This window comes from Pseudomonas benzenivorans, assembly GCF_024397895.1.
GTDB lineage: Bacteria > Pseudomonadota > Gammaproteobacteria > Pseudomonadales > Pseudomonadaceae > Aquipseudomonas > Aquipseudomonas benzenivorans_A.
Genome location: NZ_CP073346.1, coordinates 2,012,358 through 2,026,250, shown reverse-complemented (window position 1 = coordinate 2,026,250; position 13,893 = coordinate 2,012,358). Strand labels below are relative to the sequence as shown.

General features: G+C 67.5%; 10 protein-coding genes. 9 read left to right on the top strand and 1 reads right to left on the bottom strand.

Features of this window, described 5'->3' with window-relative positions; all coding sequences use genetic code 11:
* Positions 1 to 2 precede the first annotated feature (2 nt).
* A complete protein-coding gene (aceE, locus tag KDW96_RS09490; RefSeq protein WP_255840160.1) occupies positions 3 to 2,648 on the bottom strand; it encodes a pyruvate dehydrogenase (acetyl-transferring), homodimeric type in 2,646 nt (881 codons plus the stop codon).
* Between the two features lie 272 nt (positions 2,649 to 2,920).
* Here aceE and glnE point away from each other — a divergent pair, with 272 nt between their 5' ends.
* The 9 genes from glnE to KDW96_RS09445 all read left to right on the top strand — a co-directional run bounded on the left by glnE (position 2,921) and on the right by KDW96_RS09445 (position 13,889).
* Positions 2,921 to 5,866: a bifunctional [glutamate--ammonia ligase]-adenylyl-L-tyrosine phosphorylase/[glutamate--ammonia-ligase] adenylyltransferase gene (glnE, locus tag KDW96_RS09485; RefSeq protein WP_255840159.1), complete on the top strand. Its 2,946-nt coding sequence runs from the start codon at positions 2,921 to 2,923 to the stop codon at positions 5,864 to 5,866.
* A gap of 72 nt (positions 5,867 to 5,938) precedes the next feature.
* Positions 5,939 to 6,862, top strand: a complete 924-nt coding sequence (locus KDW96_RS09480) for a branched-chain amino acid transaminase (protein ID WP_255840158.1) — start codon at positions 5,939 to 5,941, stop codon at positions 6,860 to 6,862.
* Between the two features lie 109 nt (positions 6,863 to 6,971).
* The gene (waaF, locus tag KDW96_RS09475; protein WP_255840157.1) at positions 6,972 to 8,006 is read left to right on the top strand and encodes a lipopolysaccharide heptosyltransferase II; all 1,035 of its coding nucleotides are present in this window, start codon (positions 6,972 to 6,974) and stop codon (positions 8,004 to 8,006) included.
* The gene (gene waaC / locus KDW96_RS09470; protein WP_255840156.1) at positions 8,006 to 9,022 is read left to right on the top strand and encodes a lipopolysaccharide heptosyltransferase I; all 1,017 of its coding nucleotides are present in this window, start codon (positions 8,006 to 8,008) and stop codon (positions 9,020 to 9,022) included. Before waaF ends, waaC begins: the two co-directional genes overlap by 1 nt.
* Positions 9,022 to 10,143, top strand: coding sequence for a glycosyltransferase family 4 protein (locus tag KDW96_RS09465; protein ID WP_255840155.1), 1,122 nt, complete (start codon positions 9,022 to 9,024; stop codon positions 10,141 to 10,143). Before waaC ends, KDW96_RS09465 begins: the two co-directional genes overlap by 1 nt.
* Positions 10,140 to 10,946, top strand: coding sequence for a lipopolysaccharide core heptose(I) kinase RfaP (rfaP, locus tag KDW96_RS09460; RefSeq protein ID WP_255840154.1), 807 nt, complete (start codon positions 10,140 to 10,142; stop codon positions 10,944 to 10,946). Before KDW96_RS09465 ends, rfaP begins: the two co-directional genes overlap by 4 nt.
* Entirely contained in the window at positions 10,946 to 11,680 is a 735-nt protein-coding gene (locus KDW96_RS09455; protein WP_255840153.1) for a lipopolysaccharide kinase InaA family protein, read from the top strand. The genes rfaP and KDW96_RS09455 overlap by 1 nt, the downstream gene beginning before the upstream one ends.
* The gene (locus KDW96_RS09450) at positions 11,677 to 12,423 is read left to right on the top strand and encodes a lipopolysaccharide kinase InaA family protein (RefSeq protein ID WP_255840152.1); all 747 of its coding nucleotides are present in this window, start codon (positions 11,677 to 11,679) and stop codon (positions 12,421 to 12,423) included. Before KDW96_RS09455 ends, KDW96_RS09450 begins: the two co-directional genes overlap by 4 nt.
* Entirely contained in the window at positions 12,420 to 13,889 is a 1,470-nt protein-coding gene (locus KDW96_RS09445; RefSeq protein ID WP_255840151.1) for a lipopolysaccharide kinase InaA family protein, read from the top strand. Before KDW96_RS09450 ends, KDW96_RS09445 begins: the two co-directional genes overlap by 4 nt.
* Positions 13,890 to 13,893 lie beyond the last annotated feature (4 nt).

The window sequence follows — 13,893 nt, the reverse complement described above, 5'->3', positions numbered from 1 at the left end:
CCTTAGCAGTCCAGCGGGTTACGTTTTTCCGGGTCGATGCCGAACTTGGCAATGGCCTCGGCCACCACCTTGGGTTCGATATCGCCACGGTCGGCGAGGGCTTCCAGGGCGGCCAGGACGATCCAGTTGCGGTCCACTTCGAAGAAGTGGCGCAGCTTCTGGCGGCTGTCGCTGCGGCCGAAGCCGTCGGTGCCCAGCACCTTGTATTCCTTGCTCGGAACCCACTGGCGGATCTGGTCGGCGAACAGCTTCATGTAGTCGGTGCTGGCGATGACCGGGCCCTGACGGCCCTTCAGGCACTGCTCGACGTAGGTCAGCTGCGGCTTCTGCTCCGGGTGCAGGCGGTTGTGACGCTCCACCGCCAGGCCTTCGCGGCGCAGTTCGTTGAAGCTGGTCACGCTCCACACGTCGGCGCCGATGTTGTACTCCTCGCGGAGGATCTTCGCCGCGGCGCGCACTTCGCGCAGGATGGTGCCGCTGCCCAGCAGCTGCACGTGGTGGGCGGCTTCCCTCTTGTCCTCTTCGAGCAGGTACATGCCCTTGATGATGCCTTCCTCGACACCTTCGGGCATGGCCGGCTGCTGGTAGGCCTCGTTCATCACGGTGATGTAGTAGAAGACGTTCTCCTGCTCTTCCATCATCCGCCGCGTGCCTTCACGAATGATCACCGCCAGCTCGTAGCCGTAGGTCGGATCATAGGTGCGGCAGTTGGGGATGGTCGCGGCCATCAGGTGGCTGTGACCGTCCTCGTGCTGCAGGCCTTCGCCGTTCAGTGTGGTGCGGCCGGCGGTGCCGCCGATCAGGAAACCACGGGTGCGGCTGTCGCCGGCGGCCCAGGCCAGGTCGCCGATGCGCTGGAAGCCGAACATCGAGTAGAAGATGTAGAACGGCAGCATGGGCTGGTTGTGGCAGCTGTAGCTGGTGCCCGCGGCGATGAAGGAGCTCATGGCGCCGGCTTCGTTGATGCCTTCCTCGAGGATCTGACCCTTCTTGTCCTCGCGGTAGAACATCACCTGGTCCTTGTCGACCGGCTCGTACAGCTGGCCGACCGAGGAGTAGATGCCGAGCTGACGGAACATGCCTTCCATGCCGAAGGTGCGCGCCTCGTCGGGAATGATCGGCACGATGCGCTCGCCCAGTTCCTTGTCCTTGACCAGCTGCGCGAGGATGCGCACGAAGGCCATGGTGGTGGAGATTTCGCGGTCGCCGGAGCCGTCGAGGATGGCCTTGAGGGTATCCAGCGGCGGGGTCGGCACGGCGAAGCTGTTGGCGCGGCGCTGCGGCACGAAACCGCCCAGGGCCTCGCGCTTCTTGCGCAGGTACTTGCCTTCGGCGCTGTCGGGCGCCGGCCTGAAGAACGGCAGGTTCTCCAGCTCGTCGTCCTTGACCGGGATGTCGAAGCGGTCGCGGAATTTCTTCAGGCTGTCGACATCGACCTTCTTGGTGTTGTGGGCGGTGTTCTTCGCCTCGCCGGCACCGGTGCCATAACCCTTGACGGTCTTGGCCAGGACGACGGTCGGTTGACCCTGGTGGTTGACCGCCTGGTGGTAGGCCGCATAGACCTTGTACGGGTCGTGGCCGCCACGGTTGAGCTTCCAGATCTCGTCGTCGGAGAGGTCCTTGACCATCTCCTTGAGTTCCGGGCTGTTGAAGAAGTGCTCACGGACGAAGGCGCCGTCTTTGGCCTTGTAGTTCTGGTATTCGCCGTCGATCACTTCGTCCATCCGGCGTTGCAGGATACCGTCGACGTCCTTGGCCAGCAGCGGGTCCCAGAAGCGGCCCCAGACCACCTTGTTGACGTTCCAGCCGCCGCCGCGGAACACGCCTTCCAGTTCCTGGATGATCTTGCCGTTGCCGCGCACCGGGCCGTCGAGGCGCTGCAGGTTGCAGTTGATGACGAAGATCAGGTTGTCCAGCTTCTCGCGGCCGGCCAGGGAGATGGCGCCGAGGGATTCCGGCTCGTCGCACTCGCCGTCACCCATGAAGCACCAGACCTTCTGCTTGCCGGCGGGGATAAAGCCGCGGGCTTCCAGGTACTTCATGAAGCGCGCCTGGTAGATCGCCTGGATCGGGCCCAGGCCCATGGATACGGTGGGGAACTGCCAGAAGTCCGGCATCAGCCAGGGGTGCGGGTAGGACGACAGGCCCTGGCCGTCCACTTCCTGGCGGAAGTTCTTGAGCTGGTCTTCGCTGATCCGGCCTTCCATGAAGGCACGGGCGTAGATGCCGGGGGAGGCGTGGCCCTGATAGAAGACCAGGTCGCCGCCGTGTTCGTCGGTCGGGGCCTGGAAGAAGTAGTTGAAACCGATGTCATACAGCGTTGCGGAGGAGGCGAAGCTGGAGATGTGACCGCCCAGGTCCGGGTCCTGCAGGTTGGTGCGCATCACCATGGCCAGCGCGTTCCAGCGTACCAGCGAGCGGATGCGGCGTTCCATGAACAGGTCGCCAGGCATGCGTGCTTCGTGGGTCACCGGGATGGTGTTGCGATAGGGCGTGGTGATGGCGTAGGGCAACTGGGAACCACTGCGGGTGGCCAGCTCGCCCATGCGGGTCATCAGGTAATGAGCGCGGTCTTCACCCTCATGGTCGAGGACGGACTCTAGGGCGTCCAGCCATTCCTGGGTTTCGACGGGATCGAGGTCTTGCATGGCTTGCTCCAGGGCGGAAAGGCTTCCAGAATCGGAGGCCAGGGATTCGTGGCCGGCTTCGTGAGCGGGACACGTAAATTCTTGGATTCACCGGGGGTAGGACCGGCCTCGTGTAGTTTTACTACATATCGACGGCGATTTCAGCCCTTTGGATACAAACTTTAGTAGCAAAACTACACTTTATTTTGGCTGATCGTCGCGCGCACCGCGGCGAGGCCTGCGGAATCCAGCTATTTCGCGCGCCACCTGCAGCCCGCCGAAAAGGATAGACCATGAGCCTGCCAGTGCTGGTCTCTTTGCCCGCCTCTCTCGACCCCTTGGCGCAACGCGCCGAGCAGTCCTTCAGGGCGGCCCTGGCCGATCTCGGCGACGCCGCCGTGGTGCGTTTCGACGCCTGGCCGCAGGTCCGGCGCGAGGCGTGGAAGCGCGCGGCCGCGGCCAGCGACTTCGTCGCGCAGCAGGCCCTGCGCGATCCACAGATGCTGCTGGAGCTAGCCGAATCGGGCGAGCTGGAGCGCAGCCTGTCGGCGGGGGAGCTGCGCGATCAGCTGGTGGCCGCGCTGCAGGATTGCGCTGACGAGGACGAGCTGGGACTGCGCCTGCGACGTTTTCGCAACCGTCAGCAGTTGCGCATCATCTGGCGCGATGTCGCTCGTCAGGCCGACCTGGTCGAGACCTGTCGCGACCTCTCCGACCTGGCCGACGCCTGCATCGATCTGGCCTACCACTGGCTCTATCCCCACCACTGCGCTCAGTTCGGCACGCCGATCGGGCGGCGCAGTGGCCAGCCCCAGCACATGGTGATCCTCGGCATGGGCAAGCTGGGGGCGCACGAGCTCAACCTGTCCTCGGACATCGACCTGATCTTCGGCTACCCGGAAGGCGGCGAGACCGAGGGGGTGCGCCGCTCCCTGGACAATCAGGAGTTCTTCATCCGCCTGGGGCAGCGGCTGATCAAGGCGCTGGATGCCATCACCGTCGAAGGCTTCGTGTTCCGCACCGACATGCGTCTGCGTCCCTACGGCTCGTCCGGTGCCCTGGTCTTCAGCTTCAATGCGCTGGAGCAGTACTACCAGGATCAGGGCCGCGACTGGGAGCGCTACGCCATGATCAAGGCGCGGGTGGTCGGCGGCGACCCGGTCGCCGGCGAGCAGCTGCTGGAGATGCTGAGGCCCTTCGTCTATCGGCGCTACCTGGACTTTTCCGCCATCGAGGCGCTGCGCAGCATGAAGCTGCTGATCCAGCAGGAAGTGCGGCGCAAGGGCATGGCCGAGAATATCAAGCTCGGCGCCGGTGGCATCCGCGAGGTGGAGTTCATCGCCCAGGCGTTCCAGCTGATCCACGGCGGGCGCGACCTCAGCCTGCAGCAGCGTCCCCTGCTCAAGGTCTTGCGCACCCTCGAGGGGCAGGGTTACCTGCCTGGCGCGGTGACCGACGAGCTGCGCGAGGGCTACGAGTTTCTGCGTTACACCGAACATGCCTTGCAGGCGATCGACGACCGGCAGACGCAGATGCTGCCGGACGGCGACCTGGATCGGGCGCGGGTTGCCTTCATCCTCGGCTTCGACAACTGGCAGGCGTTCCACGAGCGGCTGATGCACTGGCGCGAGCGGGTCGACTGGCACTTCCGGCAGGTGATCGCCGATCCGGACGAGGATCAGGACGGCGAAATCGACGAGGTGATTGGCGGCGAATGGCTGCCGCTGTGGGAGGACGCCCAGGACGAGGCGGCGGCCTGCCGCCAGCTCGGCGATGCCGGCTTTGCCGATGCCCTGGCGGCCCGCCAGCGCCTGGCCGGCCTGCGCAGCAGTAATCAGGTGCGGACCATGCAGCGCCTCGGGCGCGAGCGGCTGGATGCCTTCATTCCGCGATTGCTGGCTCAGGCCGTGGAGCATGATGACCCGGACCTGGTGCTCGAAAGGGTGTTGCCGCTGGTCGAGGCGGTGGCGCGGCGCTCGGCCTACCTGGTGCTGCTGACGGAGAATCCCGGCGCCCTGCAGCGCCTGCTGACCCTGTGTGCCGCCAGCCCCTGGATCGCCGAGCAGATCACCCGCTTTCCGCTGCTGCTCGACGAGTTGCTCAACGAGGGGCGGTTGTTCAAGCCGCCGCAGGCGCCCGAGCTGGCCGCCGAGCTGCGCGAGCGACTGATGCGCATCCCCGAGGACGACCTGGAGCAGCAGATGGAGGCGCTGCGCCACTTCAAGCTGGCCCACCGCCTGCGTGTGGCGGCCTCGGAGATCGCCGGCACCCTGCCGCTGATGAAGGTCAGCGACTACCTGACCTGGCTGGCCGAGTCGATCCTCGACCAGGTGCTGGCCCTGGCCTGGCGCCAAACCGTGGCCAAGCACGGCACGCCGCGCCGCGCCGATGGCAGCGCCTGCGACCCCGACTTCATCATCGTCGGCTACGGCAAGGTCGGCGGCATCGAGCTGGGGCACGGCTCGGATCTGGATCTGGTGTTCATCCACGATGGCGACCCGCAGGCCGAGACCGATGGCGCAAAGCCCATCGACGGCGCGCAATTCTTCACCCGCCTGGGGCAGCGCATCATCCACCTGCTGACCACCCAGACCAACTCGGGGCAGCTCTACGAGGTGGACATGCGCCTGCGCCCCTCCGGCGCCTCGGGGTTGCTGGTCAGCTCCCTCGGTGCCTTCCAGCGCTACCAGGAGAGCGAGGCCTGGACCTGGGAGCATCAGGCGCTGGTGCGTGCGCGGGTGCTGGTGGGATGTCCGCGCGTCGGTCAGGCCTTCGAGGCCGTGCGCGCAGCGGTGCTGGGGCGCGAGCGCGATCTCGACACGCTGCGCGCGGAGGTCAGCGAGATGCGCGCGAAGATGCGCGACAACCTCGGCAGCAAGGCCACGGCTGCCGGCACTGCGGCCAATGCCTTCGAGGCCGCGGCGCCCTTCGACCTCAAGCAGGATGCCGGAGGTATCGTCGATATTGAATTTATGGTGCAATACGCGGCCCTGGCCTGGTCGCGACAGTACCCGGAGCTGCTCGAGTTCACCGACAACATCCGCATACTGGAAGGGTTGGAGCGCGTGGGCTTGTTGCCGGGCGAAGACGCCCTGCTGCTGCAGGAGATCTACAAGGCCTACCGCCAGGCGGCCCACCGTCAGGCGCTGCAGAAGCAGCCGGGGGTGGTGAGCGGCGACCAGTTTCATGTCGAACGGCGCAGCGTGCTGCGCATCTGGCAGGCGCTTGGCTTGAACTGAATTGAGTGTCGATCGGCGGGCGCAGTGTCGGCCGGTCGCGGTGTACGAATCGAATTTGAGGAGCAGGCAACTATGTCGATGGCCGATCGTGATGGTGTGATTTGGTATGACGGCAAGCTGGTGCCGTGGCGCGACGCCACCACCCATGTGCTGACCCACACCCTGCACTATGGCATGGGCGTGTTCGAGGGCGTGCGTGCGTACAACACCCCCGATGGCACGGCGATCTTCCGCCTGCAGGCGCACACCGACCGCCTGTTCGATTCCGCCCACATCATGGGCATGAAGATTCCCTTCAGCAAAGACGAGATCAACGAGGCGACCCGCGCCGCGGTCCGCGAGAACAACCTGGAAAGCGCCTACATCCGCCCGATGGTGTTCTACGGATCCGAAGCCATGGGCCTGCGCGCCAGCGGCCTGAAGGTCCAGGTGATCGTGGCAGCGTGGAACTGGGGCGCCTACATGGGCGACGAGGCCCTGCAGGTCGGCATCAAGGTGCGCACCAGCTCCTTCACCCGTCACCACGTCAACATCTCGATGACCCGGGCCAAGGCCAACGGCAACTACATCAACTCGATGCTGGCCCTGCAGGAAGCCATCTCCGGCGGCGCCGACGAGGCCATGCTGCTGGACCCGGAAGGCTACGTGGCCGAGGGTTCGGGCGAGAACATCTTCCTGGTCAAGGATGGTGTGGTGTACACCCCGGAAGTCACCTCCTGCCTCAACGGCATCACCCGCAACACCGTGCTGACCCTGGCCGAGGAGCTGGGCATCCAGGTGATCGAGAAGCGCATCACCCGCGATGAGGTGTATATCGCCGACGAGGCCTTCTTCACCGGCACCGCCGCCGAAGTCACGCCGATCCGCGAAGTCGATGGCCGCCAGATCGGCGCCGGCCGCCGCGGCCCGGTAACCGAAAAGCTGCAGACCGCCTACTTCGACCTGGTGACCGGCAAGACCCGCAATCACGCCGAATGGCGCACCCTGGTCAAGTAAGAGTGCGGGGCGGGCAGCCGCCCGTCGAGGCGGTGGGTGGTCGCTAACTGAGCGATAAGGCAACTACAACCGGGAGGCGCAAGCCTCCTCGGTCGTTTCTGGGATAGGCATGAGAATACTGATCGTAGGCCCCAGCTGGGTGGGCGACATGGTGATGGCGCAGACGCTGTTCCAGTGCCTGAAGCAGCGCCACGGCGACTGCCAGATCGATGTGCTGGCGCCCGAGTGGAGCCGGCCGATCCTCGAGCGCATGCCCGAGGTGCGGCGTGCCCTGAGCTTTCCGCTCGGCCATGGCGTGCTGCAGCTGGCGACCCGGCGGCGGATCGGCAAGTCCCTGGCCGGCGAGTACGATCAGGCGATCCTGCTGCCCAACTCCCTCAAGTCCGCCCTGGTGCCCTACTTCGCCGGCATTCCCAAGCGCATCGGCTGGAAGGGCGAGATGCGCTACGGGCTGCTCAACGACCTGCGGCGCCTGGACGAGCAGCGCTACCCGCTGATGATCGAGCGCTTCATGGCCCTGGCGTTCGCGCCGGGGGCGGACCTGCCCCGGCCCTACCCGCGGCCGAGCCTGCGCATCGAGTCGGCCAGTCGCGACGCCGCCCTGGGCCGTTTCGCGCTGACCCTTGACCGGCCGGTCCTGGCGCTCTGTCCCGGCGCCGAGTTCGGCGAGGCCAAGCGCTGGCCCAGCGAGTACTACGCCCGGGTCGCCGAGGCGAAGATCCGGGCCGGCTGGCAGGTCTGGCTGTTCGGTTCGAAAAACGATCATCCGGTCGGCGAGGATATTCGCGCCCGGCTGATCCCCGGCTTGCGCGAGGAGGCGGTCAATCTTGCCGGCGAGACCAGCCTGGCCGAAGCCATCGACCTGCTGTCCTGCGCCGCCGCGGTGGTGTCCAACGATTCCGGCCTGATGCACGTGGCCGCCGCGCTGAACCGCCCGCTGGTGGCGGTCTATGGCTCGACCTCGCCGCAGTTCACCCCGCCCCTGGCCGAGCAGGTGGAGATCGTCCGCCTGGGCCTGGAGTGCAGCCCCTGTTTCGACCGCACCTGCCGTTTCGGCCACTACAACTGCCTGCGCGAGCTGGCGCCGCAGCCGGTGCTCGAAGCCCTCGATCGCCTGGTCGGCGATCCGGTCGAGGTCGATTGATGCGGGTGCTGCTGATCAAGACGTCCTCCCTGGGCGATGTGGTGCATAGCCTGCCGGCGCTCACCGATGCCGCCCGGGCCATCCCCGGCATCCAGTTCGACTGGGTGGTGGAGGAGGGTTTCGCCGAGATTCCCGCCTGGCATCCGGCCGTGGCCCGGGTGATCCCGGTGGCGATCCGGCGCTGGCGCAAGAATCTCTGGCAGACCCTCAAGCATGGCGAGTGGCGCCGTTTCAAGGCGCGCCTGGGCGAGGTCCGCTACGACCTGGTGATCGATGCCCAGGGCCTGCTGAAGAGCGCCTGGCTGACCCGCTACGTCAAGGCGCCGGTAGCCGGCCTGGACCGCGACTCGGCGCGCGAGCCCATCGCCAGCCGTTTCTATGACCGGACCTACAACGTGCCCCGCGAGCAGCATGCCCTGGAGCGCGTGCGCCAGCTGTTCGCCCAGGCACTGGACTATCCGCTGCCCGCGGGGCTCGGCGACTACGGCCTGAACCGCGCGCAGCTGGCCGCGCCGGCGGCGCAGCCCTATGTGCTGTTCCTGCATGGCACCACCTGGCCGAGCAAGCATTGGCCGGAAACCTACTGGCGCGAGCTGGCCGAGCAGATGAGTGAGCAGGGCTGGGCGATTCGCCTACCCTGGGGCAACGAGCAAGAGCGGGCGCGGGCCGAGCGCATCGCCGCCGGGGTGGAGCATGCCGCGGTGCTGCCCAAGCTGAACCTGGCCGGGGTGGCCAAGGTGATCGCCGGGGCCCAGGCCTGCGTGGCGGTGGACACCGGTCTCGGCCACCTGGCCGCCGCGCTGGATGTGCCGAGCATCTCCCTCTACGGCCCGACCCTGCCGGGGCGTGTCGGCGCCTATGGCCGCGCCCAGATCCATCTGTGCGCCAGCGGCCCCAATGCCGGCCTCGGCGATCGCCACAAGCCCTGCCTCGACGCGCTGCGCCCCGAGCGGGTGGCCACCGAGTTGCAGGCGTTGCTGCTGGCGCCGCCCAGCCTGTTCGAGGGGCACGTCTGATGCAGCTGGCGTTTATTCTCTACAAGTACTTTCCGTACGGCGGCCTGCAGCGTGACTTCCTGCGCATCGCCCTGGAGTGCCAGCGGCGTGGCCATGCCATCCGCGTCTATACCCCCATCTGGGAGGGCGAGGTGCCGGCGGGCTTCGAGGTGGTGGTGGTGCCGGTCAAGGCGCTGTTCAACCACAAGCGCAACGAGAAGCTCACCGCCTGGGTCGAGGCCGACCTGGCCAGGCGCCCGGTCGAGCGGGTGATCGGCTTCAACAAGATGCCGGGGCTGGACGTCTACTACGCCGCCGACGGCTGCTTCGAGGACAAGGCGCAGACCCTGCGCAATCCGCTGTATCGCCGTTGGGGCCGCTACAAGCACTTCGCCGACTACGAGCGGGCGGTGTTCGCCCCCGAGTCTGCAACCTCGATCCTGATGATCTCCGAGGTGCAGCAGCCGCTGTTCGTCAAGCACTACGGGACTCCGGCCGAGCGCTTCCACCTGCTGCCGCCGGGCATCGCCCAGGACCGTCGGGCGCCGGCCAATGCCGCCGAGCTTCGCGCCGAGCTTCGCGCCGAGTTCGGCCTGGCGGAGGACCAGCTGCTGCTGGTGCAGATCGGCTCCGGGTTCAAGACCAAGGGCCTGGATCGCAGTCTCAAGGCCGTCGCCGCGCTGCCGCGCGAGCTGCGCCAGCGTACCCGGCTGATCGTCATCGGCCAGGACGACCCCCGGCCGTTCCTGTTGCAGGTCAAGGCCCTGGGCATCTCCGAGCAGGTGCAGATCCTCAAGGGGCGCAGCGACATTCCGCGCTTCCTCCTCGGCGCCGACCTGCTGATCCATCCGGCCTACAACGAGAACACCGGCACCGTGTTGCTGGAGGCCCTGGTCGCCGGCCTGCCGGTGCTGGTCACCGACGTCTGCGGTTATGCCCACTACATCGCCGAGGCCGACGCCGGTCGGGTGCTGGCCAGCCCCTTCGAGCAGCAGCAGCTCAACCGCAGCCTGCGCGAGATGCTCGAGGATGATGGGCAGCGTGCCCAGTGGCAGCGCAACGGCCTGGCCTTCGCCGATTCGGCCGACCTCTATTCCATGCCGCAGCGGGCGGCCGACGTGATTCTGGCGGAACGCCCATGAAGTTGTTGCTCAGCGAGCCGTTCAAGTCCCTGTGGGCCGGCAAGGACCCCTTCGTCGAGGTGGAGGCCCTGCAGGGGCAGGTCTATCGCGAGCTGGAGGGGCGCCGCACCCTGCGCACCGAGGTGGCCGGGCGCGGCTATTTCGTCAAGATCCACCGCGGCATCGGCTGGGGCGAGATCGTCAAGAACCTGCTCAGTGCCAAGCTGCCGGTGCTCGGCGCCGGTCAGGAGTGGCGGGCGCTCGAGTGCCTGCATGAGGCCGGCGTGCCGACCATGACCGCGGTGGCCTACGGCGAGCGCGGCGGCAATCCCGCCACGCAGAAATCCTTCATCGTCACCGAAGAGCTGGCCCCGACCCTCAGCCTGGAAGACTTCAGCCTGGACTGGTCCAGGCAGCCGCCAGCGCCCGCGCTCAAGCGTGCGCTGATCGGCGAGGTGGCCAGGATGACCGGCACCATGCACCGCGCCGGGGTCAATCACCGCGACTGCTACATCTGCCACTTCCTGCTGCACACCGATCGAGCGGTGACGGCCGACGACTTGCGCCTGTCGCTGATCGACCTGCACCGGGCCCAGACCCGCAGCGCGGTACCGCGCCGCTGGCGCGACAAGGACCTGGCCGGGCTGTACTTCTCCGCCCTGAACATCGGCCTGAGCCGGCGCGACAAGCTGCGCTTTCTCAAGGGCTACTTCCGCCTGCCGCTGCGCCAGATCCTGCGCGACGAGGCGCGTCTGCTCGCCTGGCTGGAACGTCGCGCCGACAAGCTCTACGCCCGCAAGCAGCGCTACGGAGATGCGCTCTGATGGGCGGCTGGACGCTGCTGCCCGAGTTCGCCGAGCGGGCTGCCGAGTTTGGTAGTCTGGAGGCGGTCTTCGCCCTCGAGGGTGAGCGGATCACCAAGGACCCATTGTCCGAAGTGATCCTTATCGAACGCGATGGCGTGCGCTATTACGTCAAGCGCTACTGGGGCGCCGGCAAGGGGCTGCGCCGCTACATCGGTCGGCCGCGGGTCAAGGCCGAGTGGCAGAACCTCAAGCACTTCGACAAGTGGGGCATCCCCACCGCCCCCATCGTCGCCTATGGCCTGGAGCGCAGGCTCGGCGCCTTCGTTCGCGGCGCCCTGGTCACCCGTGAGCTGTGCGACACCCTGGACATGAACCACCTGGCCGTTCGCGATCATCCCTGGCTGCGCGACCGCCACTGGGTCGACCGCATCAGCCGCCAGCTGGCCGAGGCGACCCGGGCCCTGCATGGTCACCACTTCACCCATAACGATCTGAAGTGGCGCAACCTGCTGGTCAATGAACAGGCCGAGCTGTTCTTCATCGACTGCCCGACCGGCGCCTTCTGGTGGGGGCCGCTGCTGCGCTACCGGATCATCAAGGACCTGGCCTGCCTGGACAAGGTCGCCAAGCGCGCCCTGTCGCGCAGCCAGCGCCTGCGCTTCTATCTGCAGTACCGCGGGCGCCGGCGCCTGAGCGAGCGGGACAAGCGCTGCATCCGTCAGATCGTGGACTTCTTCGAGGGGCGGGAATGACGGATTTCATCGCCGCCCAGGACCGCGCGCTGCTCGAGCACCATGGTCTGGCCAGTTTCGATGCGCTGTGGGCCTTGCAGCTGGAGGCAGTGGACGAGCCGAATACCGAGCGCGGCGGCTGGAGCAGCGTCTATCGCCTGGAGCTGGGCGACGCGGCCTTCTACCTCAAGCGCCAGAGCAACCACCTGACCCGCAGCCTGCTGCACCCCCTCGGCGAGCCGACCTTCGCCCGCGAATTCCGCAATATCCAGCGCTATGGCCGGTTGGGCATTCCGGCCCTGCAGGCCGCCTTCTTCGCCGAGCGCCGCGCGCCCGGGGAGCGCCGGGCGGTGCTGCTGACCCGCGCCCTGGATGGCTGGCAGGACCTGGAGCACTGGCTGCACCGTTGGAGTGAGCTCCGCGCGCCGCAGCGGCAGGCGATCCTGCGCGCCTGCGGCGAGCTGGCCCGTCGACTGCACGGGGCGGGGCAGGTGCACGGTTGTTTCTACCCCAAGCACATCTTCCTGCGCGAAGCGGACGACGGTTTCGACGCCCAGCTGATCGATCTGGAGAAGACCCGGCCGCTGCTGTTCGGCGACCGCGACCGGGTCAAGGACCTCGAGCCGCTGCTGCGCCGCGCCGGTGTCTGGTCCGAGGACGAGGTGGGCCAGCTGCTGGCGGCCTACCTGCCTGCAGGCGCCGGGGTGGCGCCTTGGCACGATCGCCTGGGCCGGCGTCGCCAGAACAAGGTGGCGCGGCGATGACCCTGGCCGAACTGGCCCGGGCCGGCCGAGCGCCGACGCTGCCGCTGCGACTCGAGCTGGCGGACGCCGCCGGCCCGGCGGAGCTGACCCTGATCAGCCTGCTGCGCGTGCTGCCGGGGCAGCGCTACGTCGGCCTGGCCGAATGGCGTGGGCGCAAGGTGCTGGCCAAGCTGCTGGTCGGCGCCAAGGCGGCGCGCCACTTTCGCCGCGAGCTGGACGGCGCCCGCCTGTTCGCCGGGCAGGGGCTGGCGACGCCGCTGCTGCTGGCCGACGGTCTGCGCGAGGGTGAGGGCGGCTGGCTGCTGTTCGACTACCTCGAAGGCGCCGAGAGTCTCTGGGACGCCTGGCGTGAGGTCGAGTGCCAGCCCCTGCTCAGCGCAACTCAGCAGGCGGTGCTCGGCCAGGCCCTGGCGACGGTGGCGCAGCTGCACGCCAGGGGCCTGTGGCAGGCCGACCTGCACCTGGACAATCTGCTGCGCCAGGGTGACCGGCTGTGGGTGATCGACGGCGGCGGGGTGCAGGCGCAGGTCCCGGGTCAGCCCCTGTCACGGGAGCTGGTGCTGGAGAACCTCGGCGTACTGTTCGCCCAGCTGCCCGTCGAATTGGAGCCCTTTATCGAAGAGCTGCTGGTGCACTACCTGCTGGTCAATGGCGAGCACGCGTTGCCGCTGGAAACGCTGCTCAAGGACGTCGCCAAGGTCCGGCGCTGGCGCCTGCGCGATTATCTGCGCAAGATCGCCCGCGATTGCAGCTTGTTCAGCGCCAAGATCGGCGCCTTCGGCCTGCGCGTGGTGCGCCGCGAGGAGCAGGCCGAGCTGCAACCGCTGCTGGCCGACCTCGACCGGCTCACCGAGCAGGGCCATGTGTACAAGACCGGCGGCGCCGCCACCGTGGCGCGGGTCGAGCTGGCCGGCCGGCCGCTGGTGGTCAAGCGCTACAACATCAAGCACTTCGGTCACTGGCTCAAGCGCTTCTGGCGTCCCAGCCGGGCCTGGCACAGCTGGGTCGAGGGCCACCGCCTGGACCTGCTCGGCATCGCCACGCCGCGTCCGCTGGCCGTGCTGGAGCGGCGCTGGTGCTGGCTGCGCGGGCGCGCCTACCTGATTACCGATTACTGCGGCGGGCAGGATATAATCGCGCGTTTTAAGCCCTACCTGGCTAAAGAAGGGCGCAGTTCACCTCCGGAACACGAGCTCCTGGCGCTGGATCGTCTGTTCGCCGCCTTGGTGCGCGAGCGCATCAGTCACGGCGACCTCAAGGGGCACAACCTGTTCTGGGACGAGCGCAGGGGCGCTTGGTCGTTGATCGACCTCGATGCCATGCGTCAGCACCACAGCATGCGCAGTTTCGCCCGGGCCTATGCCCGCGACCGCGCCCGCTTTTTGCGTAACTGGCCGGCCGACTCGGCGCTCCACCAACTGCTCGACGAACGTTTACCGCAGGTGCCCGGCACCTGCCCTGAATAGAGGC